The following is a 26,392-nucleotide window of genomic DNA, read 5'->3' on the forward strand; positions in this document are numbered from 1 at the left end:
CGTCGCCGGGAGCAGCATGACGCCCACGCACCGCTCTGCCATCCGGCCCGAACCCGTCGCGGTGGTGGGGATGGCGTGCCGCCTGCCCGGGGCCGCCGATCCCGCCGCCTACTGGGACCTGCTGCGGGACGGCGTCTCCACGATCGGGCCCGCGCCCGCCGGGCGTCCCGACGCCGGCCCGGCCGGGTACCTGCCGGACGCGGACCGCTTCGACGCCGCGTTGTTCGGCATCTCGCCGCGGGAAGCCCGCGAGATGGACCCGCAGCAGCGGCTGGTTCTCGAACTGGCCTGGGCCGCGTTCGAAGACGCCCGGATCGCGCCCGACTCCCTGCGCGGCGGCGAAACCGGCGTCTTCGTCGGGGTGACCGCCGACGACTACGCGCTGCTCGCCCGGCGCTCGGGCGCCCGGATCGGGCACCACACGATGACCGGCGTGAACCGGGCGATCCTCGCCAACCGCGTCTCCTACGTGCTGGGACTGTCCGGGCCGAGCATGGCCGTCGACACCGGGCAGTCCTCGAGCCTGGTGGCCGTGCACCTCGCGTGCGCCGCGCTGCGGTCCGGGGAAGCGGACCTCGCGCTGGCCGGCGGCGTGCAGCTGAACCTGGCCGAAGAGAGCACGGCCGCGCTGGCCGAACTGGGCGCGCTGTCCCCGGACCGCACCTGCTTCACCTTCGACGAACGTGCGAACGGCATCGTGCGCGGCGAAGGCGGCGGGGTCCTCGTGCTCAAGACGCTGTCCCGGGCGCGGGAAGACGGCGACCGCGTGTACTGCGTACTGGAAGGCAGCGCGGTCAACAACGACGGCCCGAGCCCGGGCCTGACCGTCCCCAGCGCCGACGCGCAGGAGCGAGTGCTGCGCTCGGCGTGCCGGCGCGCGGCGGTCGACCCGGCCGACGTCCAGTACGTCGAGCTGCACGGCACCGGCACCGCGGTGGGCGACCCGGTCGAGGCCGCCGCGCTCGGCGCCGTCTACGGCCCGGGCCGCGCCGAACCGCTGCTGGTCGGCTCGGCGAAGACGAACCTCGGGCACCTCGAAGCCGCCGCCGGCATCGCCGGGCTGCTCAAGGCGATCCTGGCCCTGACGCACCGGAGTGTGCCGCCCAGCCTCAACTTCAGCCGCCCCAACCCCGGCATCCGGTTCGACGAATGGCGGCTGCGCGTCGCGGCCGAGCCACAGCCGTGGCCGGCGGGCGAGCGGGCGCGGGCCGCCGTGTCGTCGTTCGGCATGGGTGGCACCAACTGCCACGTCGTGCTCGCCGAAGTGCCCGCCGGGCCCGAACCCGAGCCGGCGCCCCAGGAGGGGCCGGTCGCGTGGGTCCTCTCCGGCCAGGGCGAGGGCGCGCTGGCCGCACAGGCGGCGAACCTCGCCGGGCACCCCGGCGGCCTGCGGGACGTCGGCTGGTCGCTCGCCACGACCCGCGCGGGCCTGCCTACTCGCGCGGTGCTGGTCGGCTCGTCCGCCGGGGACCTCGACACCGCCGCCCGGGCCCTGGCGGCCGGCGGCGTCGCGCCCGGCCTGGTCCGCGGGACCGCGACGCCCGAGATCACCGAAGGCGCCCGGTCCGGGGCCGTGTTCGTCTTCCCCGGCCAGGGCTCGCAGTGGGCCGGGATGGCCGGCGAACTCCTGGCCACCGCACCGGCGTTCGCCGAAGCGATGCACGCCTGTGCGGACGCGCTCGCCCCGCACGTCGACTGGTCGCTGCTGGAAGTACTCGGCGAGGGCGAAGATTCGCCGAGCATGGCGCGGACCGAGGTCAACCAGCCCGTCCTGTGGGCGGTCATGGTCTCGCTGGCCGCGCTGTGGCGCTCCCTGGGTGTCGAACCCGCCGCCGTGGTCGGGCACTCGCAGGGCGAGATCGCGGCCGCGTGCGTCTCCGGGGCGCTGTCGCTCGAGGAGGGCGCTCGCGTCATCGCGGTGCGGGCCCAGGTCGCCGCCCGCGAGGTACCCGCGGGCACCGGCATGGTGTCGGTGCGGCTGCCCGCCGACGTCGTCCGCGAACGGCTGGGCCGCTGGGCGGGTCGGCTCTCGGTGTCGGTGGTCAACGGTCCCGAATGGGTGCTCGTGGCCGGGGACGACGAGGCGCTGGGGGAACTGCTGGCGGAGTGGGAAGAGCACGCCCGCGTCCGGCGGATCGCGGCCGACTACGCGTCGCACTCGCCGTGGGTGGCACCGATGGAGGCCGGGCTCAAGGCCGGCCTCGCGGGCTTGCGCCCTGGCCCGTCGGCCGTGCCGTTCTACTCCACCGTGACCGCCGGGCCGGTCGACGGCGCCGATCTCGACGGCGGCTACTGGTACCGGAACCTGCGTGAGACCGTCGACTTCCACGGCGCCGCCGGCGCCCTGCTGGCCGCCGGGTTCACCGCGTTCGTCGAGGTCAGCCCGCACCCGATGCTCCTGGGCAGCGTCCGCGACGCGATCGCGGCGGCGGGCGGCGGCGCGGTCGCGACCGGGACCTTGCGCCGCGGTGCCGGGTCGCTGACCCAGGCCCTGACGTCGCTGGCCGAACTGCACGTCCGCGGCGTGCCGGTCGACTGGCCCCGGCAGTTCCCCGGCGCGCGGCGGGTGCCGCTGCCGACCTACGCTTTCCAGCGGGAGCGGTACTGGCTCGGCGAGGGCGGACCAGCGGCCGCCGCGGCGAAGCCCGCCGACCTGTACGCCTTGGTGCGCCAGGAAACCGCGGTGGTGCTCGGGGCGCACGACGTAGCGCGGGTGGAGCCGTCGGCGTCGTTCAGCGAGCTGGGGTTCGACTCGGCGATGATCGTGGAGCTGGCCGGACGGCTCGGCGCGGCGACTTCGGCCGCCGTCGGGGTGGGAACCGTGTTCGACCACCCGACTCCCGCGCGCCTGGCCGAGTTCCTCACTTCCTCGGTCGAAGCGGAGCCCGTCGGGGTCCGGCCGGTCGAGCCCGGCGACGACCCGATCGCCGTCGTCGGCATCGGCTGCCGGTTCCCCGGCGGGATCGACTCGCCCGAGACGTTCTGGTCCGTGGTGGCCGACGGCGTCGACGCGATCACGCCGATGCCGGCCGACCGCGGCTGGAGCGCCGACGTGCTCGCCACCGGCCGCGGCGGCGGGTTCCTGCACGACGCCGGCGACTTCGACGCCGCCTTCTTCCGGATTTCCCCGCGGGAAGCCCTCGCGATGGAACCCCAGCAGCGGCTGCTGCTGGAGACCACCTGGGAGGCGCTGGAGCGCGCGGCGATCGACCCGACGTCGCTGCGCGAGACCGCCACCGGCGTGTTCCTCGGCGCGATGGCCCAGGACTACGGCGTCCGGCTGCACGAGAACACCGGCCGTGGCGAGGGGTACGCGCTCACCGGAACGGCCACGAGCGTGCTGTCCGGCCGGATCGCCTACCTGCTCGGCACCCGCGGCCCGGCGCTCACCGTCGACACCGCGTGCTCGTCGTCCCTGGTCGCACTGCACCTGGCCGCGCAGGCCCTGCGCGGCGGCGAGTGCACGCTGGCCGTCGCCGGCGGCGCGACCGTGATGGCCAATCCGGGCGTGTTCGCCGAGTTCGCGCGGCACGGCGGTCTCTCCCCAGCCGGCCGCTGCAGGTCCTTTTCGGACGAAGCCGACGGCACCGGCTGGGCCGAAGGCGCCGGAGTCCTGGTGCTGCAACGGCTTTCCGACGCCCAGCGCGAAGGTCGTCCGGTACTCGCCGTGCTGCGCGGCAGCGCCGTCAACTCGGACGGCGCGTCCAACGGCTTGACCGCGCCGAGCGGCGCCGCCCAGCGCGCGGTGATCCGGCAGGCGCTCGTCGCCGCCGGGCTCACCCCGGCGGACGTCGACGTGGTGGAGGCGCACGGCACCGGCACGCCGCTGGGCGACCCGATCGAAGCCGATGCCCTGTTGGCCACCTACGGCCGGGACCGCGCCGGCCGCGCCCCGCTGTGGCTGGGGTCGCTGAAGTCCAACCTCGGGCACACCCAGGCGGCCGCCGGCGTGGCCGGGGTGATCAAGATGGTCCTGGCCATGCGGCACCGCGTGCTGCCGCGGACACTGCACGCCGCGACGCCGTCGACGCGGGTGGACTGGACGTCCGGGGCGGTGCGGCTGCTCACCGAGGAGGTGCCGTGGCCGGGGGAGGACCGGCCGCGGCGGGCCGCCGTCTCGGCGTTCGGCATTTCCGGCACCAACGCGCACGTCGTCCTCGAAGAACCGCCGCCGGCCGAGGTCGTCCCCGCGCCCGAGCCGACGGCGCTGCCGGTGCCGCTCGTGGTGTCGGCCCGCTCGGCGGAAGCGCTGGACGACCAGCTCGCCCGGCTCCAGTCCAGTGTGGACTCCTCTGATCCGGGTGCGCTGGCCGCTGCGCTGCTCCGGACGCGGGCGACCTGGGAACACCGGGCCGTGCTCTTCGGCTTCGACGGTCCCGCGATCACGGGCGTCGCCGGTGCGCCGGGCGAGATCGCCGTCGTGTGCACCGGCCAGGGCTCCCAGCGCGTCGGCATGGGACGTGAGCTGTACGCCGCGTTCCCGGTCTACGCGGCCGCGTTCGACGAAGCCTGCGCGGAACTGGACCGGCACCTGCCGGGCGCTCCGGTCGCCGACGTCGTGTTCGGCTCGGACGAACTGCACCGGACGAGGTACGCCCAGGCCGGGTTGTTCGCGCTCGAAGTCGCCCTCGTCCGGCTGCTTGAGTCGTTCGGGGTGCGGCCGGCCGTCTTCGCCGGGCACTCCGTCGGCGAGCTGACTGCCGCGCACCTCGCCGGGGTCTTCTCCCTCGCGGACGCGGCGAAGCTGGTCGCCGCCCGCGGCCGGCTCATGCAAGCGCTCCCCGCCGGCGGCGCCATGGTCGCGGTCGACGCCTCCGAAGCGGACGTCGCCGACGTGCTCGGCGACGGTGTCTGGCTGGCGGCGGTCAACGGGCCCGCTTCGGTGGTGCTCTCCGGCGCCGGAGAGCCGGTGGCCGCGGCCGCCGCGGCGCTGCGGAAGCGCGGGCACAAGGTCACCGCGCTGACCGTCAGCCACGCGTTCCACAGTGGACTGATGGACCCGGTGCTCGACGACTTCGCCGCCGTGGCAAGGGAAATCGAGTATCACCCGCCGGTGCTGACCTTGGTGACCGACGGGGACCCGACGGCCCCCGAGCACTGGGTCGAGCAGATCCGGCGGCCGGTCCGGTTTGCCGGCGTCCTCGCCGAACTGGGTTCACGCCGGGTGGCGGCGGTGGTCGAGGCCGGGCCGGACGGCGTGCTGACCGCGTTGGCGCAGGCTGCCCTCGACGAACCGGTCGCGGTCGCGCCGCTGCGGCGGGACCGCCCGGAGCCGGAGACGTTCCTCCGCGCTCTCGCCCGCCTGTTCGTCCACGGCGTCGACGTCGACTGGGCGCCGGTGCTGCCCGGGCGCGCGCCGCTGGTGCCGCTGCCGACGACCGCGTTCCGGCGCGTCCGGTACTGGCAGCCGTCCCCGCCCGCCGCCGCCGACGTCGCGGCCGTCGGACAGACGCCGCTGGAGCACGCGGTGCTGGGCGCGGAAGTGACCGATCCGGAGACCGGCCGGGTGGTGCTGACCGGCAGGTACACCACGGCGCACCCGATCCGTGAGCTCGCCGGGACGGCGATCGCGCCCCTGTCGACGCTGCTCGACCTCGCGCTGGAGGCCGGTTCACGGGCCGGGGTGCCGGTGGTGCGCCGGTTGTCGGCGGAACGGCCGCTGGTCGTCGAGTCCGAGAGCGTTCCGGTGCGGGTGGTGCTCGGCGCGCTCGACGGCGGCGAGCGAACGGTGACGATCCACGCGGAGCAGGACGGCTCATGGGTCCGGCTCGCACGCGGCACCCTGGGTGGTGGCGCGGCTCCCGGCCCCGCCGGATCGGCGGACTTCTTCGGCGCGCTCGAAACGGCCTTCGGCCCCGAAGCGCCGCTCGACTGGACCGAGGTGGTGCGGCACGCGGAGGCGTCCGGCACCGCCCGGATCGAACTGTCGCCGGACGGCGGCCTGCTCGCCACCGACGAAGACGGCGTTCTGGTGCTGACGGCCGTTTCGGTCACCTCGGGACCGGTGGAGCTGCCGCTCACCGTTGCGAGCTGCTTCCACATCGTCGAATGGCGGGAGGTCACCGCCGAACCGGTCCCGACGTCGTGCCGCGTGGTCCGGAAGCCCGGCGACCTCGCCGGCGGGCATCGCCCGGCGTGGTTCGTGCTGCCGGTCGACCCGGCGAGCGCCGCGGTGCCGGAGGTCTTGGCGGTGCTGAAGGCGTTCCTGGCCGAGCCGGCGGACGCCCGGCTGCTCGTCCGGACCAGGGACTCCGGCGAGCCCGCCGCGGCCGCCGTCGCCGGGCTGGTGCGGGCCGCGCAGGCCGAACACCCGGGCCGGATCGTTCTCGTCCACAGTGGACTCGACGCGGCGGAGCTGCCGTCGATCGCCGAGGCCATCGGCGAGCCCGAAGCCGAGGTGACCGACGGACGGGTCCGCGTCCCGCGCCTGGTCCGCGTCCCGCCGCCCGCGCCGCGGCCGTGGGATCCCGCGGGCACCGTGCTGGTCACCGGCGGTACCGGGGTGCTCGGGGCGCTGATCGCCCGGCACCTCGTCGCGAACGGGGTGCGCAGCCTGGTGCTCGCCTCGCGGCGCGGGCAGGCCCCGGACCTCGTGGCCGAACTGGCGGCGGCGGGCGCCCGCGTCGAGGTCGTGGCCTGCGACGTGAGCGACCGCGAACAGGTGCGGGCGCTGGTGGACAGGCCGCTCACCGCCGTCGTGCACACCGCCGGGGTACTGGCCGACGGGGTTATCGCGGCCCAGGACGACGAGAGCCTGGCCGAGGTGTTCGGCCCCAAGGCCGACGCCGCCGCGCACCTCGACGAGCTGACCCGCGACCACGACCTCACCGCCTTCGTGCTGTTTTCGTCGGTGTCGGGCGTGCTCGGCGGCGCCGGTCAGGCGAACTACGCCGCGGCCAACGCCTACCTCGACGCGCTCGCCGTCCGCCGTCGTGCGGCCGGCCTGCCCGCGGTGTCCCTGGCCTGGGGACCGTGGGACGGCGCCGGCATGGCGGCCCGGCTCGGCCCGGCGGACACGGCGCGGCTGGCCCGCTCCGGGCTCCGTCCGCTCGACCCGGCACTCGGCTTGGCCCTGCTCGACGCCGCGCTCGGGAGTGCGCACCCGGTCGTCGTACCCGTCGCGCTGCGGCTCGGTGAGCTTTCCGGGCCGGTGCCCGCGGTGCTGCGCGACCTCGCCGGTCCTTCGGACGACTCCGCGCTCGCGGATCCGGACGAAGCCCAGCTGACCGAATTGGTCCGGGCCGAGGCGGCCGTGGTCCTCGGTGGCGGGGCCGGAGTCGGTCCGCTGCAGGCGTTCCGCGACGCCGGGTTCGACTCCCTGATGGGCGTGGAACTGCGCAACCGCCTCGCCGCCCGCACCGGCCTCGCACTGCCGGCGTCAGTGGTGTTCGACCACCCGAGCCCGGTCGAGCTCGCCGAGCGCCTGCACGGCGACCTGACCGGTCACGCCCGCCCCGCGGCGCCGGTCGCCACCCGCCCGGCCGACGACGACGACCCGATCGTGATCGTGGGCACGGGCCTGCGCCTGCCCGGTGGCGTCACGACCCCGGAAGCCCTGTGGGACCTCGTCGCCGGCGAGGTGGACGCGATCTCGGAGTTCCCGGCCGACCGCGGCTGGGACGTCGACGCGCTCTACGACCCCGACCCGGACGCGCCCGGCCGGTCCTACGCCCGCACGGGCGGGTTCGTGCACGACGCGGGCCTGTTCGATCCGGCCTTCTTCGGCATCGCGCCCCGCGAGGCGCTGGCCATGGACCCGCAGCAACGCCTGCTGCTGCAGACGTCGTGGGAAGCCCTCGAGCGCGCGGGTATCGCCCCGACGTCGTTGCGGGGCACGGACACCGGCGTGTTCTTCGGCGCCTCGGCGCAGGCGTACGGGGTCACCGCGCGCGACGCCGGCGCGGAGACCGAGGGCTACGTCATGACCGGGGCGTCGGCGAGCGTGCTGTCCGGGCGGGTCGCCTACGTGCTCGGCGCGCGCGGCCCCGCCGTCACGATCGACACGGCGTGCTCGTCGTCGCTGGTCGCGCTGCACCTGGCCGCCCGGTCGCTGCGGTCCGGCGAATGCTCGATCGCGCTGGCGGGTGGGGCGACGATCCTCGCGACGCCGGACCTCTTCGTCGAGTTCTCCCGGCTGCGCGGCCTGTCCGCGGACGGCCGCTGCAAGTCCTTCTCGGCCGACGCGGACGGCACGGGCTGGGCCGAAGGCGTCGGCGTCCTCGTGCTGCAACGGCTTTCCGACGCGGTGCGCGACGGACGCGAGGTCCTGGCGGTGGTCCGGGGGACGGCGGTCAACCAGGACGGCGCGTCCAACGGCCTGACCGCGCCGAGCGGACCTTCGCAGCAGGCGGTCATCCGGCAGGCACTGGCCGACGCCGGGCTGGCGCCGTCCGAAGTGGACGCGGTCGAGGCGCACGGCACCGGCACGGTCCTCGGTGACCCGATCGAGGCGCAGGCCCTGCTGGCCACGTACGGCGCGGACCGGGAGACGCCGTTGTGGCTGGGTTCGGTCAAGTCGAACATCGGGCACACGCAGGCGGCGGCCGGGGTCGCGGGCGTGCTGAAGATGGTGCTCGCGATGCGCCACGGCGTGCTGCCGCGGACGCTGCACGTGACCGCGCCCTCGTCCGAAGTGGACTGGACGGCGGGTGCGGTCGAGCTGCTGACCGAGGCCCGGACGTGGGACACCGGCGACCGGCCGCGGCGGGCCGGCGTGTCGTCGTTCGGGGTGTCCGGGACGAACGCTCACGTGGTGCTGGAGCAAGGCCCGGCACCGGTGGTCTCTTCGCCGGAACCGCCCGCTCTCGTTCCGCTCGTCGTGAGTGGCCGGTCCACCGCCGGGCTGGCGGCGCAGGCCGGCCGGCTCGCCGGCTTCCTCGCCGGTGAGGCCGACCTGAGCGCCGCCGGACGGACGCTGCTGTACGCCCGGGCCCGGTGGGAGCACCGGGCGGTCGTCCTGGCCGGAGACCGCGAACGCGCGGTGGCGGACCTGCAGGCCCTGGCCGCGGGCTCGGTCGCCGCCGGTGTGGTGCGGGGAACCGCCGACCCGGCCGGTCCGGGACGGGTGGTCTGGGTGTTCCCGGGGCAAGGCGCGCAGTGGGCCGGCATGGGCCGGGAGCTGTGGGCGGCGAATCCGGTGTTCGCCGCGCGGATGGCCGAGTGTGAAGCGGCTTTGTCGCCGCACGTGGCGTGGTCACTGTCCGAAGTGGTGCGTGGTGGTGGCTCGCTGGACGCGGTGGACGTGGTGCAGCCGGTGTCGTTCGCGGTGATGGTGTCGCTCGCCGCGGTCTGGGAGTCTTTCGGTTTGCGGCCCGACGCGGTGGTGGGACATTCGCAGGGCGAGATCGCGGCCGCGTGCGTCGCGGGTGCGTTGTCGCTGGAGGACGCCGCGCGGGTGGTGGCGGTGCGCAGCCGGATCATCGCCCGCGAACTGGCCGGGCACGGCGGGATGCTGTCCGTCGCAGTGGCGGAGCACGAACTGGAACTGCCCGAAGGTGTCGAAATCGCGGCGGTGAACTCGCCGTCGTCGGTGGTGCTGGGCGGTGACCCGGCGGCGCTGGACGCCCTGGCCGAGTCCTACCGTGCGCGGGCCGTGCGCGTGCGGCGGGTGCCGGTCGACTACGCGTCCCACACCGCACACGTCGCGCGCGCCGAAGCCGGACTGGTGGCCGCCTTGTCCGATGTGGACGACAAAGCGCCGACGGTGCCCTGGTATTCCACTGTGGACAGCAGCTGGGTCTCGATGCTGTCGGAAGACTACTGGTACCGGAACCTGCGCGAGACTGTCCGGTTCGCCGACGCCGTGACCGCACTGGCCGCGGCCGGGCACCGGGTGTTCGTCGAGACGAGTTCGCACCCCGTGCTGACCACGAGCGTGCAGGAGACCGTCGCCGACGCCGTGGTGTGCGGGACCCTGCGCCGCAACGAACCGGAAGGGGAGCGGCTGCTGCGGTCGGCCGCGGAGCTGTTCGCGCATGGCGTGGCGATCGACCCGGCCGCGCTGCTGCCGCCCGGCCCCGGCGCGGACGTCCCGACGACGGCCTTTCAGGCGCAGCGGTTCTGGCTCGTCCCCGACCGCGGCCCGGCCCTCGGCCGGGTCGGCCACCCGCTGCTGACGGGCGCCCTCGACGACCCGGAAACCGGCGGGGTCACGCTGCTCGGGCGCGTCGGCCCGCGGACCCACCCGTGGCTGGCCGACCACGCGGTCGACGGGATCGTGGTGGTACCGGGGACGGTGTTCGTGGAGCTGGCCGTCCAGGCCGGCGACCGGCTCGGCCTGCCGGTGGTGCGCGAACTGGTCGGGGAGACCCCGCTGGTGCTGTCCGAGCCGACGGCTCGCGAGCTGCGGGTCACGGCCGGCGCCCCCGCCGCCGACGGTTCCCGCCCGGTGACGATCCATTCCCGCACCCCCGATGCGCCCTGGACCCGCCACGCCACCGGCGTCCTCGCCGAAGCGGCCGCGGTCCCCGAGCGGGCGCCGGAATGGCCGCCCGCGGGCGCCGCCGCGGTCGACATCGGCACCTTCTACGACGACCTGGCCGGCCACGGCTACGGGTACGGCCCGTCGTTCCGGGGCCTGACCGCGGTGTGGCGGCGAGGTGCGGAAGTCTTCGCGGAGGTCGCCCTCCGGGCGGGTACGGACGTGGCCGGCTTCACCCTGCACCCCGCCCTGCTGGACACGGCCCTGCACGCGGCGATGTTCGGGACCACCGAGGTCCGGCTGCCGTTCTCGTGGTCCGGGGTGGCGATCCACGCGACCGGCGCGACGGCGGCCCGCGTGGTCCTGCGGCCGGTGCCGGGCGGGATCTCGGCCGAGCTGACCGACCCGACGGGCGCCCCGTTGGCCTCCGTGGCGGCGCTGACGACCCGCCCGGTGTCGCCGGGCCGGCTCACCACCTCGGCGAGCGACGCCCTGTTCGCCGTGGAGTGGACGGAGATCACGGTCCCGGGCCAGGCCGGCGGCGAACTGGTGCGCCTCGACGGCGACGAGCCGTGGCTGCGGCTGCGGCTGCGGCTGCCCGAGCCTCCCGGCTGGCTCGTCCTGCCCCCTCACCCAGGCCATCCCGCCCGCTCGGCGGTCGACCGGGTCCTGCGGGTCCTGCAAGCCGTCCTGGACACCGGCGCCCGGCTCGCCGTCGTCACCGAGGGCGCCGCCGGACCGCTGAACGACGACCCCGCCGGCGCCGCCGTGTGGGGGCTCGTCCGCGCCGCGCAGCTCGAACACCCCGGCCGCTTCCTGCTGGTCGACGGTGAACCCACCCCGGCGCTCCTCGATGGCCTCGCCGCGCAGGGCGAAACCCAATGCGCCCTGCGCGACGGCCGGGTCCTCGTTCCCCGGCTCCGGCGCGTCGCCCCGGCCGAAAGCCGCGCCGAAGAACACGGGACCGTCCTCATCACCGGCGGCACCGGCCTGCTCGGCTCACTCGTCGCCCGCCGGCTCGTCACCGGACACGGGGTACGCAGCCTCGTCCTCGCCTCGCGCCAGGGCGTCGACCGGGCCGACGAACTCCGCGCACTCGGCGCCGAAGTCCGCGTCGTCGCGTGTGACGTCGGGGACCGCGACGAAGTCCGCGCCCTCCTCGACGGCATCCCCGGCCTCACCGGCGTGGTCCACGCCGCCGGGGTCCTCGACGACGGCGTCCTGACCGCGCTCGACGAGAGCCGCCTGGACAGCGTGTTCCGCGCCAAGGTCGACGGTGCCGTCCACCTCGACGAGCTCACCCGCGATCTGACGATGTTCGTCCTGTTCTCCTCCGCCGCGGGCGTGCTCGGCCACGCCGGCCAGGCGAACTACGCCGCTGCCAACGGCTTCCTCGACGGTCTCGCCGCCCGGCGGCGGGCCCGGGGCGAGCCGGCCGTTTCCCTCGCCTGGGGGCTCTGGGCCGACGAGAGCGGGCTGACCGCCGGCATCGACCGGGCGCACGCGGGCCGGGACGGCGTCGGGGCGCTCACCACCGGTCAGGGCCTCGAGCTGTTCGACCGCGCCCTCGCCGCCGACCGGCCCCTGCTCGTCCCCGTCCGCCTGGACCTGCCCGCGCTGCGCCGCCGGTCCACGGTGCCGCCGCTGCTGCGCGGCCTGGTCCGGCCGGTCCGGCGGGAAGCCCGCGCCGCCGGTTTCGCCCGGCGCGAGGACGTCGAAAACCTGGTGCGCACCGAAGCCTCGGCCGTGCTCGGCGGCGTCGAGATCGCCCCGGCACGCGCCTTCCGCGACGCCGGTTTCGACTCGCTCACCGCCGTGGACCTGCGCAACCGGCTCGCCATCGCGACCGGGCTGACGCTGCCCGCCACGCTCGTCTTCGACCACCCGGACCCGGCCGCGCTGGCCGCCCACCTGCACGGCGTCCTCACCGGCCGGGCCCCGGCCACGACCGCCGAAGCGACGGCCCCGGTCGCCGAGCCGATCGCCGTCGTCGGCATGGGACTGCGGCTGCCCGGCGGCGCCGACACCCCCGAAGCGCTCTGGGAGCTGGTCCGCGAGGGCGTCGACGCCATCGGCGGGTTCCCGGAGGACCGCGGCTGGGACCTCACCGCCCTCTACGACCCTGATCCGGCGGCCACCGGCCACAGCTACACGCGCTCCGGCGGATTCCTGCCCGACGCGGGGGTGTTCGACGCCGGGTTCTTCGGTATCTCGCCGCGCGAGGCGCTGGCCATGGACCCGCAGCAGCGGCTCCTGCTGCAGACGTCGTGGGAGGCCCTCGAACGGGCGGGCATCGCGCCGACGTCGCTGCGCGGGCAGCGCGTCGGGGTCTTCACCGGCCTCATGTACCACGACTACGGCACCGGTGCGCCCGCCGACCCCGAGCTGGAAGGACTGCGCGGGACGGGATCGGCGGGCAGCGTCGCGGCGGGCCGGGTGTCCTACGTGCTCGGCGTGCAGGGCCCGGCCGTCGTGGTGGACACGGCGTGCTCGTCGTCGCTGGTGGCCCTGCACCTGGCCGCGCAGGCGCTGCGCGCGGGGGAGTGCTCGATGGCGCTGGCCGGCGGCGCGACCGTGCTCTCGACGCCGGAGGTGTTCGTCGAGTTCTCCCGGCAGCGGGGGCTCTCCGCCGACGGGCGTTGCAAGTCCTTTTCGGATGAAGCCGACGGAACGGGCTGGGCCGAAGGCGTCGGAGTGCTGGTGCTGCAACGGCTTTCCGACGCCATCCGCGAAAGTCGGGAGGTGCTCGCCGTCATCCGGGGCAGCGCCGTGAACTCCGACGGCGCCTCCAACGGCCTGACCGCCCCGAACGGTCCCGCCCAGCAGGCCGTCATCCGGCAGGCACTGGCCGCCGCCGGCCTCGAACCGTCCGAAGTGGACGCGGTCGAGGCGCACGGCACCGGCACGGTCCTGGGTGATCCGATCGAGGCCCAGGCGCTCCTGGCCACCTACGGCGCCGGTCGCGAAACGCCGCTGTGGCTGGGATCGCTGAAGTCCAACATCGGCCACGCCCAGGCCGCGGCCGGGGTTGCCGGGGTGGTCAAGATGATCATGGCCATGCGACACGGTGTCCTCCCGCGCACCGTGCACGCCGAGCCGCCGTCGTCGCGGGTGGACTGGTCGGCCGGCGCGGTCGAACTGCTCACCGAGAACCGGCCGTGGGACACCGGGAACCGGCCGCGGCGGGCCGCCGTCTCGTCGTTCGGGGTCAGCGGAACCAACGCGCACCTCGTCCTCGAACAGGGCCCGCCGCCGGCTCCGGTCGAGGCCGTCCCGGTGACCACGCCGGTGCCGCTGGTGGTGACCGCGCGTACGCCGGAAGCGCTCCGGGCGCAGGCGGCCCGGCTGGCCGGCGCGCTCGGCGACGACCTCGCCGGGACCGCGGTCGCGCTGGTCGGCACCCGGGCGGTGTGGGAGCACCGCGCCGTCGTCACGGCGGCGGACCGGGAGGCGGCGCTCGCCGGTCTCACCGCGCTGGCCGACGGCGTTTCCGCGCCGGACGTCCTCACCGGCGCCGTTACCGGCACCGCCACCCCCGGCCGTCTGACCTGGGTGTTCCCGGGCCAGGGCGCGCAGTGGGCCGGGATGGGGCGCGAGCTGTGGGCGTCGAACCCGGTGTTCGCGGCGCGGATGACCGAATGCGAAGCGGCCCTCGCTCCGCACGTCGGGTGGGCGCTGTCCGAGGTCGTCCGGGAAGCCCGGCCGCTGGACGCGGTGGACGTCGTGCAGCCCGTGTCGTTCGCGGTGATGGTCTCCCTGGCCGCGGTGTGGGAATCGCTCGGGTTGCGCCCGGACGCCGTCCTCGGCCACTCCCAGGGCGAGATCGCGGCCGCGTGCGTCGCGGGCGCGTTGTCGCTGCAGGACGCCGCGCGGATCGTCGCCGTGCGCAGCCGGATCATCGCGCACCGGCTCGCGGGCCACGGCGGCATGCTCTCGGTCGCCGTGGACGAGGCCGCGCTCCGCCTGCCGGACGGGGTCGAACTCGCGGCGGTCAACGCCCCGTCGTCGGTGGTGCTGGCCGGTGACCCGGCGGCGCTCGACGCACTGGAAGCGTCCTACCGCGCCCGGGACGTGCGGGTGCGCCGGATCCCCGTCGACTACGCCTCGCACACGGCCCACGTGGAACGCGCCGAAGCCGAACTGCTCGCCGCTTTGTCCGATGTGGACAGCAGCGCCCCGGAAACGCCGTGGTTCTCCACCGTCGGTGACGAATGGATCAGCGCGGCGGTCCCGCCGGGCTACTGGTACCGCAACCTGCGCGAGCCGGTCCGGTTCGCCGACGCCGTCACGACGCTGGCCGGCGCCGGGCACCGGGTGTTCCTCGAGGTGAGCTCGCACCCGGTGGTGACCGCCGCCATCCAGGAAACCGTGGCCGACGCGCTGGTGTGCGGCACCTTGCGCCGCGACGAGCCGGAGGGTGACCGGCTGCTGCGGGCCGCCGCGGACCTGTTCACCCGCGGCGTCGCCCTCGACTGGACGCCGTTCCTGCCCGAAGCGGTCCCGGTCGCCCTGCCGACCACCGCCTTCCTCGGCGAGCACTACTGGCTGCGCCCCGCCCCGGGCGGCGGCCAGGACACCCTCGGCCACCCCGTGCTCGGCGCCGCGGTGGAAGACGCCGCATCCGGCGGAATCGTGTTCACCGGCCGGCTCTCCCGGGAAACCCAGCCGTGGCTGTCCGCGCACGCCGTGACCGGGACCGTGCTCCTGCCCGGTGCGGCGCTGGTCGAGCTGGCCGTGCGTGCCGGTGACCACGCGGGCATGCCGGTGGTGCGCGAGCTGGTCGTGGAAACCCCGTTGGTGCTGCCGGAAACCGGGACCGTGCCGATCCAGGTCGTGCTCGGCGCGCCGGACGACGACGAGCGAGCCGTCAGCATCCACTCCCACGACGACGGCGGCTGGGTCCGCCACGCCGCTGGGGTTCTCACCCCGTCGACCGCGACGTCCACTGTGGACCTGTCGGCCTGGCCGCCGCCGGGAGCCGTCGAGACCGACCTGAGCGGCTTCTACGCCGGCCTGGCCGACCGCGGCTACGAATACGGCCCGCAGTTCCAGGGCGTCACCCGGGCCTGGCGGCGGGACGACGACGTCTTCGCCGAGGTCGAGCTCCCCGTGGGCGCCGACTCGCGGGGCTTCGGAATCCACCCGGCCCTCCTCGACGCCGCGCTGCACCCGCTGATCCCGGTGGCGGGGGACGCGGTCGAGCTGCCGTTCGCCTGGACCGGGGTGACCTTGCACGCGACCGGTGCCACCGCCGCCCGCGTCCGGATCCGGCCCGCCGGGACCGGCGCCGCGGTCGAGCTCGCCGACGGAACCGGCGCGCCGCTGCTGTCCGTCGCCGGTCTGGTCACCCGCCCGGTGAACCGGCTCCCGGTCCGCGAGCGCGACGCGGCGGCCCTGTTCGCGGTCGACTGGATCGAGCTGCCCCCGGGCGAAGCGACCGGCCTCGACGCCGAAGTCCTGCCGGTGGAAGGGATCCCGCTCGCCGACGTCCTGTGCCGGATCCAGGAGTTCGTCGCCGGGCCCGGGACCCGCCTGGTGGTCCAGACCCGCGACGCCGTCGCCACCGCGCACCCCGACCCCGCCGCGGCGGCCGTGTGGGGTCTCGTGCGCTCCGCCCAGGCCGAACACCCGGATCGGCTCGTCCTCGTCGACGGCGACCTGCCGGACGGCCGGCTCACCGCCCTCGGCGAGGACCAGTGCGCGGTCCGCGACGGGCGGGTCCTGGTGCCGCGGCTGGTCCGGTCCACGCGCGACGGACTGGACCTCCCGGACGGACCGTGGATCCTGCGGACCGGCCGTACCTTCGACGATCTCGCGCTCGAACCGTCCACAACGGACGCCTTGCGGCCCGGTCAGGTCCGGGTCGCGGTCCGCGCGGCCGGGATCAACTTCCGCGACGTGCTCGCCGGGCTCGGCGTCGCGCTGGACCTCAAGAGCGTCGCCGGCGAAGGTGCCGGCGTGGTCGTCGAGGCCGGTCCCGACGTCGAGGGCTTCGCGGTCGGGGACCGCGTGCTCGGCCTGGTCACCCGCGCGTTCGAGCAGCTCGCCGTGGCCGACGTGCGCACCCTCGTGCCGATGCCGGCCGGCTGGTCGTTCGAAACCGCCGCGTCGGTGCCGATCGTGTTCACCACCGCCTACTACGGCCTGGCCGACCTCGCCGGTCTCCGGCCCGGCGAACGGGTCCTGATCCACGCGGCCGCGGGCGGCGTCGGCCTGGCCGCGGTCCAGCTGGCCCGCCACTTCGGGGCCGAGGTCTTCGCGACCGCCAGTCCCGGCAAGCAGCACCTCCTGCGCGAACTGGGGATCGACGACGACCACCTCGCGAACTCCCGGACGCTCGGCTTCGCCGCGAAGTTCGGGCCGGTCGACGTCGTCCTCAACTCCCTCACCGGGGAGTTCGTCGACGCGTCCCTCGGGCTGCTCGCCGAAGGCGGCCGGTTCCTCGAACTGGGCAAGACCGACGTGCGCACCGGGCTCGACGGCTACCGCGCCTACGACCTGCACGACGCCGGCCCGGAACGGATCGGCGAGCTGCTGCGGGAAGTCCTGACGCTGTTCGGGACCGGCGTGCTGGAGCCGCTCCCGGTCACCGCGTGGGACGTCCGCCACGCGCCGGCCGCCTTCCGGTTCATGGCGCGGGGGCGGCACACCGGCAAGAACGTCCTCACCACCCCGCGTCCGCTCGACCCCGCGGGGACCGTCCTCGTCACCGGCGGCACGGGCCGGCTGGGCGCGCTGGTGGCCCGCCACCTCGTCACCCGCCACGGCGTCCGCGACCTGCTGCTGGCCTCCCGCCGCGGCCCGGCCGCCGACGGCGCCGCGGACCTCGTCGCCGAGCTGACGGCGGCCGGCGCGCAGGTCCGGGTCGTGGCCTGCGACGTCGCCGACCGCGACCGGGTGCGGGACCTGCTCGACGGGGTCCGCCTCACCGCCGTCGTGCATGCGGCCGGCGCGCTCGCCGACGGCGTCCTCGCCGCGCAGGACGCGGAACGGCTGGTCACGGTCTTCCGGCCCAAGGCGGACGCCGCGGTCGTCCTCGACGAACTCACCCGTGCGCACGACCTCGCCGCGTTCGTGCTCTTTTCGTCCGCGGCCGGCGTGCTCGGCGGGGCCGGGCAGGCCGGCTACTCGGCCGCCAACGCGTTCCTCGACGGCCTCGCCGCGCGCCGCCGCGCCGAAGGCCTGCCCGCCGTCTCGCTGGCCTGGGGACGGTGGGCCGACGAGAGCGAACTGACCGCCCACCTCGGCGCCGCCGACACGAGCCGGATGGCGCGCGCCGGTGTTGGCGCGCTGACCGCGGAGCAGGGGCTGCGGCTGTTCGACGAGGCGCTGGCCGGGCCCCGGGTCACGGCCGTGCCGATGGTCTTCGACCACGCGTCCCTGCGCGAACGAGCCCGCACCGAGATCGTGCCGCCCCTCCTGCGCGAGCTGGCGGGCCGGGGCCGCCGCACCGCCCGGACCGCTGCCCGCGCCGGGACGTGGACCGCCCGGCTGTCCCGGTTGGACGATCAGGCCCGGGTGACCGCGCTGACCGAGCTGGTCACCGCCGAGGCCGCCGTCGTGCTGGGCGGCGGGGCCGCGGTGGCCGGCGGGCGGGCTTTCCGCGACGCCGGATTCGATTCGCTGACCGCGGTCGAGCTGCGCAACCGGCTCACCGCGGCCACCGGCGTGTCCCTGCCCGCGACCGCCGTGTTCGACCACCCGACCCCGGCCGCGCTCGCCGCGCACCTGCGGGATGCGCTGGTCGGCACGGTGGCCGCACCCGCGCCGGTCACCGCCGCGGCAGCCGGCGAGCCGATCGCGATCGTCGGCGCCGGCGTCCGGCTGCCCGGCGGCGTGGACAGCCCGGAAGCGTTGTGGCGCCTGCTTTCCGACGGCGTCGACGCGATCACGCCGTTCCCCGCCGACCGTGGCTGGACCGGCGTCGCCGGGGCCGGCGGTTTCCTGGCCGACGCCGGGCAGTTCGACGCGGCGTTCTTCGGCATCTCGCCGCGGGAAGCCCTCGCCATGGACCCGCAGCAGCGCGTGGTGCTGCGGACCGCGTGGGAGGCCCTGGAACGCGCGGGCATCGCGCCGACCTCGGTCCGGGGCACGGACGTCGGGGTGTTCCTCGGCGCCATGGCCCAGGACTACGGCACCCGCGTCCACGAAGCGCCGGCGGAGACGGCCGGGTTCGCGCTCACCGGCTCGTCGTCGAGCGTGCTCTCGGGCCGGGTCTCCTACGTGCTCGGCGCGACCGGCCCCGCCGTCACCGTCGACACGGCGTGCTCGTCGTCGCTGGTGGCCATCCACCTCGCCGCGCAGTCGCTGCGGTCCGGCGAGTGCTCGACGGCGCTGGCCGGCGGCGTGACGGTGATGGCGACCCCGGCGGCGTTCGTCGAGTTCGCCCGGCAAGGCGGTCTCTCCGCCGACGGCCGTTGCCGCGCGTTCGCCGACGACGCGGACGGCACCGGCTGGGCCGAAGGAGCGGGTGTACTGGTACTGCAACGGCTTTCCGACGCGGTGCGCGAAGGCCGCGAGGTGCTTGCGGTGGTGCGTGGCACGGCGGTCAACCAGGACGGCGCTTCGAACGGGCTGACCGCTCCCCACGGCCCGGCTCAGCAAGCCGTGCTCCGCCGCGCCCTCGCGACGGCCGGCCTGCGACCGTCCGAAGTGGACGTAGTCGAAGCGCACGGCACCGGGACCGTGCTCGGCGACCCGATCGAGGTCCAGGCCGTGCAGGCGGTGTACGGGGCCGATCGGGAAACGCCGTTGTGGCTGGGATCGCTGAAGTCCAACATCGGGCACGCCCAAGCCGCGGCCGGCGTGGCCGGGGTGGTCAAGATGGTGCTGGCGATGCGCCACGGCGTCCTGCCGCGCACCCTGCACGCCGAGACGCCGTCGTCGCGAGTGGACTGGACGGCCGGCGCGGTCCGGCTGCTGTCCGAACCCCAGGACTGGCCCGCGGGGGAACACCCGCGTCGCGCCGGGGTCTCGTCGTTCGGCGTCTCCGGCACCAACGCGCACCTCGTGCTCGAAGAGCCGCCCCCGGCCGCGGACCGCGAACCGGCACCGGACGTCGTCGTGCCGCTGGTGGTTTCGGCCCGGTCGGCCGAGGCGCTGGCCGGACAGGCCGGGCGGCTCGCGTCCGCGCTGGCTGAGGGGGCCGCGCTGCCCGAGGCCGGCTGGTCGCTCGTGCGGACGCGGGCGGTGTGGGAACACCGCGCGGTCGTGACGACCGGCGACCGCGACGAGGCTGTCGAGGCACTGCGGGCCGTGCGGAGCGCGGGACCGGCCGAAGCGAACGGCACGGCCTTCGTCTTCGCGGGGCAGGGCGCGCAACGGCCGGGCATGGGGATGGAGCTGTACGCGCAGTTCCCCGCCTACGCCGAGGCGTTCGACGAAGTCTGCGCCGAGCTGGACCGCCACCTCGACCGGCCGCTGGCCGAAGTGATCACCTCGGACGCGGTGCACGAAACGGCCTACGCGCAGGCGGGCTTGTTCGCCGTCGAGGTCGCGATGAGCCGGCTGCTGGCGTCGTTCGGAGTCCGGCCGAGCGTCGTGGCGGGGCACTCGCTCGGTGAGCTGTCGGCCGCGCACGTGGCCGGTGTCCTGACGCTCCCGGACGCGGCCCGGCTGGTCGCCGCCCGGGGCCGGCTGATGCAGGCGCTGGCGCCCGGCGGCGCCATGCTGGCCGTGACGGCGGCCGAGGCGGACATCGAACCGCTGCTCGGCGAAGGCGTCTGGCTCGCCGCGGTCAACGGGCCCGCTTCGGTCGTCCTGTCGGGCACCGAAGCCGCGCTGGCGGCGGCAGCCGGGGAGCTTGCCGCGCGCGGGGTCGAGACGTCGGCGCTGCCGGTGCGGCACGCCTTCCACTCGGACCTGGTGGAGCCGGTGCTCGCCGAGTTCGCCGCCGAAGCCGCGCGGGTGGAGTTCCACGAGCCGGTGCTGCCGCTGGTCTCGACGGTCACCGGGGAGCTCGCCGGTCCCGAGGTGACGACGGCCGAGTACTGGGTGACGCAGATCCGCCGTCCGGTCCGGTTCGCCGACGCCGCCGGGACGCTGCTGAGCGGCGCCCCCGGCACCGTCGTCGAGCTGGGCCCGGGTGGGGTCCTGACCGCGCTGCTGCGGGCCAGGGCCGACAGCGCCGCCGCGGTCGCGCTCACCCGACGCGACCGGCCCGAACGCGGCACGCTGCTGGCCGCGCTCGCCACCCTGTTCACCCGGGGCGCCGACGTCGACTGGACCCCGTTCTTCCCGGCCGCCACCCGGCACCTCGTTCCGCTGCCCACCACGGTGTTCCGGGAGCAGCACTTCTGGCTCCACCCGGAGCCGGCGGCCGGGGACGCCGCCTTCTGGGCGGCGGTCGCCCGGGAGGAGCTGCCCGCCGGGGCTCCCGATTCGCTGGCCGCGGCGCTACCGGACCTCGCGCGCTGGCACCGCGAACGCCAGGCGGAGACGGCCGTGGCGGACTGGCGCCACCAGGTCGTCTGGGAACGGCTGCCGGAGCAGACGGCCCGGCCCGTCAGGTGGCGAGTGCTCGACGACGACGGCACGTTCGCCGCACTCCACGCTGCGGAGGACGCTGCCGACCACGTCCTGATCGTGTCCGACGGCCGGGTCGAGCACCTCCTGTCCCGGCTGCGGGAGCTGCTCGCCGACCCGGCCGCCGGCCGGATCTGGGTCGTCACCCGGGAGGCGGTGTCCGTCGACGGAGAGCGCGCCGACCCCCGGGCCGCGCAGGTGTGGGGCCTCGGCCGGACCGCCGCGCTCGAACACCCCGGCCGCTGGGGCGGGCTGGTCGACCTTCCCGCCGACGCTGCCGGCGCCGACGACACCGCCGTCGAGCGCGCGATCGCGGTCCTCGGTGGTGAGGAGGACCAGGTCGCCGTGCGGACGCAGGGCGCCTTCGGCCGCCGCCTGATCCGCCGCGACTCCACTGTGGACGGTTCAGCGTGGACTCCGCGCGGCACGGTCCTGGTCACCGGCGGGACCGGCGGCCTGGGCGCCCACCTGGCCCGATGGCTGGTGGACCGCGGCGCCGATCGCGTCGTGCTCGTGAGCCGGCGGGGCGCTCCGGCCGTCGAGCACGAGCGGATCACCGCCGTCGCCGCCGACGTGACCGACCGGGCCGCGCTCGCCGCGGTGCTGGCCGGCTACCCGCCGGACGCCGTCGTGCACGCGGCCGGGGTCTCGGGCGGCGCGGTCGCCGTCCAGGACCTCGACCCGGCCGCGCTCGAGCGGGTGCTCGGGGCCAAGGCCGAAGGCGCGCTGCTGCTGGACGAGCTGCTCGGGGACCGTCCGCTGGACGCGTTCGTCCTGTTCTCCTCGGTCGCCGCCACCTGGGGCGCGGCCGGCCAGGGCGCCTACGCGGCGGCCAACTGCACGCTCGACGCGCTCGCGGTGAACCGGCGGGCCCGCGGGCGCACCGCGGTTTCGATCGCCTGGGGTCCCTGGGACGGCGAAGGGATGGGCGCCGAAGACGGCGCCCGGGCCCGGTTCGCGCGTGGAGCCGTCGCCACGATGCGGCCCGAGCACGCCTTGACCGCGTTGGACCTGGTCCTGCGCGACGGCGAACCGGCCGCGGTCGTCGCCCCGGTCGACTGGCGCCGGTTCGTGCCGGTCTTCACCGCCGGCCGGCCGAGCCCGCTGCTGAGCGCCTTCGCCGAACCGGCCACCGAGCACCGGCCGCGGACCACGACGACCGACCTGGCCGGACTCACCGAACTCGTCCGCTCCGCGGCGCGGACCGTGCTCGGCGGGGCGGAAGTCGCGCCGCGGCAGGCGTTCCGCGACGCCGGGTTCGACTCGCTCACGGCGATCGAACTCCGCGACGCCCTGACCGCCCGGACCGGGCTCGCGCTGCCCGCGACGACCGTCTTCGACCACCCGGACCCGATCGCCCTCGCCACCCACCTGCGATCCGGACTCACCGGCGGCACCACGGCCGAGCCGGTGATCGCGGCAGCCGCGGACGGCGACGACCCGATCGTCGTGGTCGGCGTCGGGCTGCGCCTGCCGGGTGACGTCGACAGCCCGGAAGCGCTGTGGGACCTGGTGTCCGGCGGGGTCGACGCGATCTCGGCGTTCCCCGCCGACCGCGGCTGGACCGGGACCGGCGCCGGTGGGTTCGTGCACGACGCGGCCCTGTTCGACCCCGAGTTCTTCGGCATCTCACCTCGTGAGGCCATGGCCATGGACCCGCAGCAGCGGCTCGTCCTGCGCACCGCGTGGGAGGCACTGGAACGAGCCGGGATCGCCCCGACGGCCCTGCGGGACGAGCCGGTCGGCGTGTTCGTGGGTGCCTCCGCGCAGCCCTACGGCACGGGCTCGGACCCGGACGGCTTCGGGCTGACCGGGGCGTCGTCCAGTGTGCTGTCCGGCCGGCTGTCCTACGTGCTCGGCCTGCGCGGGCCGGCCGTCACCGTGGACACCGCGTGCTCGTCGTCGCTGGTCGCGATCCACCTGGCCGCGCAGTCCCTGCGGACCGGCGAGTGCGGCCTCGCGCTGGCCGGCGGCGTGACCGTCATGACCACGCCGGCCGCGTTCACCGAGTTCGCCCGCCAGGGCGGCCTCGCCGGGGACGGCCGCTGCAAGTCCTTCTCCGACGACGCCGACGGCACGTCCTGGGCGGAAGGCGCGGGAGTCCTGGTGCTGCAACGGCTTTCCGCCGCGCGCCGTGACGGCCGCGAGGTCCTGGCCGTCGTGCGCGGGACGGCGGTGAACTCCGACGGCGCGTCGAACGGCCTGACCGCCCCGAGCGGGCCGGCGCAGCAGGCGGTCATCCGGCAGGCGCTGGCCAACGCCGGGCTCGCACCGTCCGAAGTGGACGTGGTGGAGGCGCACGGCACCGGCACCGCACTCGGCGACCCGATCGAAGCGCAGGCCGTGCTGGCCACCTACGGCGCCGGCCGGGACACCCCGCTGCGGCTCGGTTCGCTGAAGTCGAACATCGGGCACCCCCAGGCGGCGGCCGGGGTCGCCGGCGTCGTCAAGATGATCATGGCGATGCGGCACGGCGAGCTGCCGCGCACCCTGCACGTGACCACACCGTCGTCCCGGGTGGACTGGACCGCCGGGAACGTGCGGCTGCTCACCGAGCCCGAACCGTGGCCGGTGGGCGAGCACCCGCGCCGCGCCGGGGTGTCGTCGTTCGGGGTGAGCGGCACGAACGCCCACCTGGTGCTGGAGGAGCCACCCGCCGCCGGGATGGCCGAACCGGTACCGGATCCGGGCGTGCTGCCGGTCGTCGTGTCGGCGCGCTCGGCCGCGGGCCTCGTCGCGCAGGTCGACCGCGTGGCGAACTTCCTCGCCGGGCAGGAGACCTTGGCCGCGCCCGCGTGGTCGCTGCTGCGGTCGCGGGCGCTGGGGGACCACCGCGCGGTGGTCCTCGCCGGAAGGGCCGGGCAGGCGGCCGAGTCGCTGCGGCTGAGCCCGATCCGCGGAGAAGCGGATCCGACGCGTGCCGGGGTGGCCTTCGTCTTCACCGGTCAAGGCGCTCAGCGGCCGGAAATGGGATTCGGGCTGGCTGCGGAGTTCCGCGTGTTCGCGGCGGCGTTCGACGAGGTGTGCGCGGAACTGGACCGGCACCTGGACCGGCCGCTGCGCTCGGCGATCGGCTCCGAGCTGGTGCACGAGACGGCGTACACCCAGGCCGCGTTGTTCGCCTTCGAGGTCGCGGCGGTGCGGCTGCTGGCCTCCTTCGGGGTGCGGCCGCGCGTGGTCGCCGGGCATTCGCTCGGGGAGCTCACGGCGGCGTACGTGGCAGGAGTCTTCTCCCTCGAAGACGCGGCGATGCTGGTCGCCCACCGCGGGCGCCTGATGGGGGCGTTGTCCCCGGGGGGCGCGATGGTCGCGGTCGAAGCGTCCGAAGCGGACGTCGAGCCGCTGCTCGGCGAGGGCGTCTGGCTGGCCGCGGTCAACGGACCTCGGTCGGTGGTCCTCTCCGGCGAGGCGGACGCCGTGCAGCGGGCAGCCGCGTCGCTGCCCGGGCGGACCACGGCGTTGCCGGCGCGCCACGCCTTCCACTCCGGCTTGGTCGAGCCGATGCTGGCCGAGTTCGCGCAGGTCACGACGAAGGTGACGTACCGGGAGCCGGAGCTGCCGGTGCTCGCCGGCGAGGTGACGCGCGGGGAGTACTGGGTCGACCAGGTGCGGCGGCCGGTGCGCTTCGCCGACGCGCTGACCGCGATCACCGCCCACGACGTGGCGGCGGTGCTGGAGGTCGGTCCCGGCGCGGTGCTGGCCGCGATGGTGCCCGACCCCGTGCCCGCGTTCGCGATCACCCGCCGGGACCGGCCCGAGCCGGCCACGTTCCTCGCCTCGCTGGCCGAACTGTTCGCCCGGGGCGCCGACGTCGACTGGAGCCCGCGGTTCCCCGCCGGGCTGCCGATCGTGCCGGTCCCGACCACGGCGTTCCAGGAACGCCGGTACTGGCTCGAGCCCCCGGCGCCGGAGACGCCGTCCTCGCGCTACCGCGTCGAATGGGAGCCGGTGCCCGCGGCGGGGGCGCGGATCGCGGGCCGCCGCTGGCTGGTCGCCGCGGCCGGGGACGACCTCGGCGTCGCCGCGGCACTGCGCGCCCGGGGCGCCGAAGTGGTCCCGCTGACCTGGGAGGACGACCGCGAAGCGACCACCCGCCGCATCGACGGGGCCGGCCCGCTCGACGGTCTGGTCCTCGTCACCGGAGCGGCCGACGCGGCCACCGCCCTGCCCGCGGTGCAAGCCGCCTTGACCGCCGCGGCACCCACTCCCGTGTGGGTGGTCACGCGCGGGGTCGCGGAGCCGGCGGTGGCCCAGGTCTGGGCGCTGGGCCGCACCGCCGCGCTCGAGCACCCCACGCGCTGGGGCGGCCTGGCCGGCCTCGATGGCCCGGACGCCGCCGACCTGCTGCCCGCCGTGCTCACCGGCGCCGAGGACCAGGTCAGCTTGCGCGCGAACGGCGTCTTCGCCCGCCGCCTGGTGCCCGACGACACCGCGGCCGCCGGCGAGGGCTGGATCCCCCGGGGAACCGTGCTCGTCACCGGCGGGGGCGGCACGCTGGCCCCGTACCTGACCCGCTGGCTCGCCGACGCCGGCGCCGGCCACGTCGTGCTGCTCGGCCGCGGCGCCCCGGTGGTGCCCGGCCGGCCCGGGTGCCGGGTCACGGCGGTCGCCTGCGACGTCACCGACCACGCGGCGCTCGCCCGCGTGCTCGAACAGCACCCGCCGGACGCGGTCGTCCACGCCGTCGGCGCGTCCGGCGGACCGGCCGGCGTGACCGAGCTGACCCCCGCCGACCTGACCGACGCCCGGGTGACCGGCGCGGTGCACCTCGACGAGCTCCTGGGCGACCGGCCGCTCGACGCGTTCGTGCTGTTCTCCGCCACCGCGGGGGTCTGGGGCGCGGCCCGGCGCGGGGCGTTCGCCGCGGGGGCGGGGTTCCTCGACGCCTTCGCCGAACACCGCCGTTCCCGTGGCCGTACGGCGCTGTCGGTCGCGTGGGGCACCTGGGCCACCGGCGCGCTCACCGCCGAGGCACGGCAGCACCTCGACCGGCAGGCACTGTCCACGATGGACCCCGATACCGCGCTTTCCGCGCTGCGCGCGGCCTCCGCGACGGGCCGCCCCAGCGCCGTCGTCACCGCGATGGACTGGCCGCGGTTCGGGGCGCTGTTCACCGCGGCGCGACCGAGCCCGCTGCTGGCCGGGTTGTTCGGCGCCGAGACCGAGCCGGAAGACCACGGAGCCGCCGACGCGTTGCGCAACCGCCTGCGCCCGCTCGACGGCGAGGGCCGGCGCACCGCGCTCACCGAGCTGGTCCGCGCCGAGGCCACCGCCGTGCTGGGCACCGACCCCGGGCCGGCGCGGCCGTTCCGGGACGCGGGGTTCGACTCGCTGACCGCGGTCGAGCTGCGCCGCCGGCTCGCCGCGGCGACCGGTACGGCGCTGCCGGCGACCGTCGTGTTCGACCACCCGACCGCGCGGGCGCTGGCCGAGCACCTCGCCGGCGTC

The 26,392-nt window shown here is 76.0% G+C and carries 1 pseudogene; it reads left to right on the top strand.

Annotated features, from left to right (window positions below):
- Nucleotides 1-16 precede the first annotated feature (16 nt).
- Nucleotides 17-26,389 (top strand): annotated as a pseudogene (locus A3CE_RS57735) (SDR family NAD(P)-dependent oxidoreductase); the annotation flags it as partial.
- Nucleotides 26,390-26,392: the final 3 nt, after the last annotated feature.

The sequence above is a fragment of the Amycolatopsis balhimycina FH 1894 genome, assembly GCF_000384295.1.
In the GTDB taxonomy this organism is placed as follows: Bacteria; Actinomycetota; Actinomycetes; order Mycobacteriales; family Pseudonocardiaceae; genus Amycolatopsis; species Amycolatopsis balhimycina.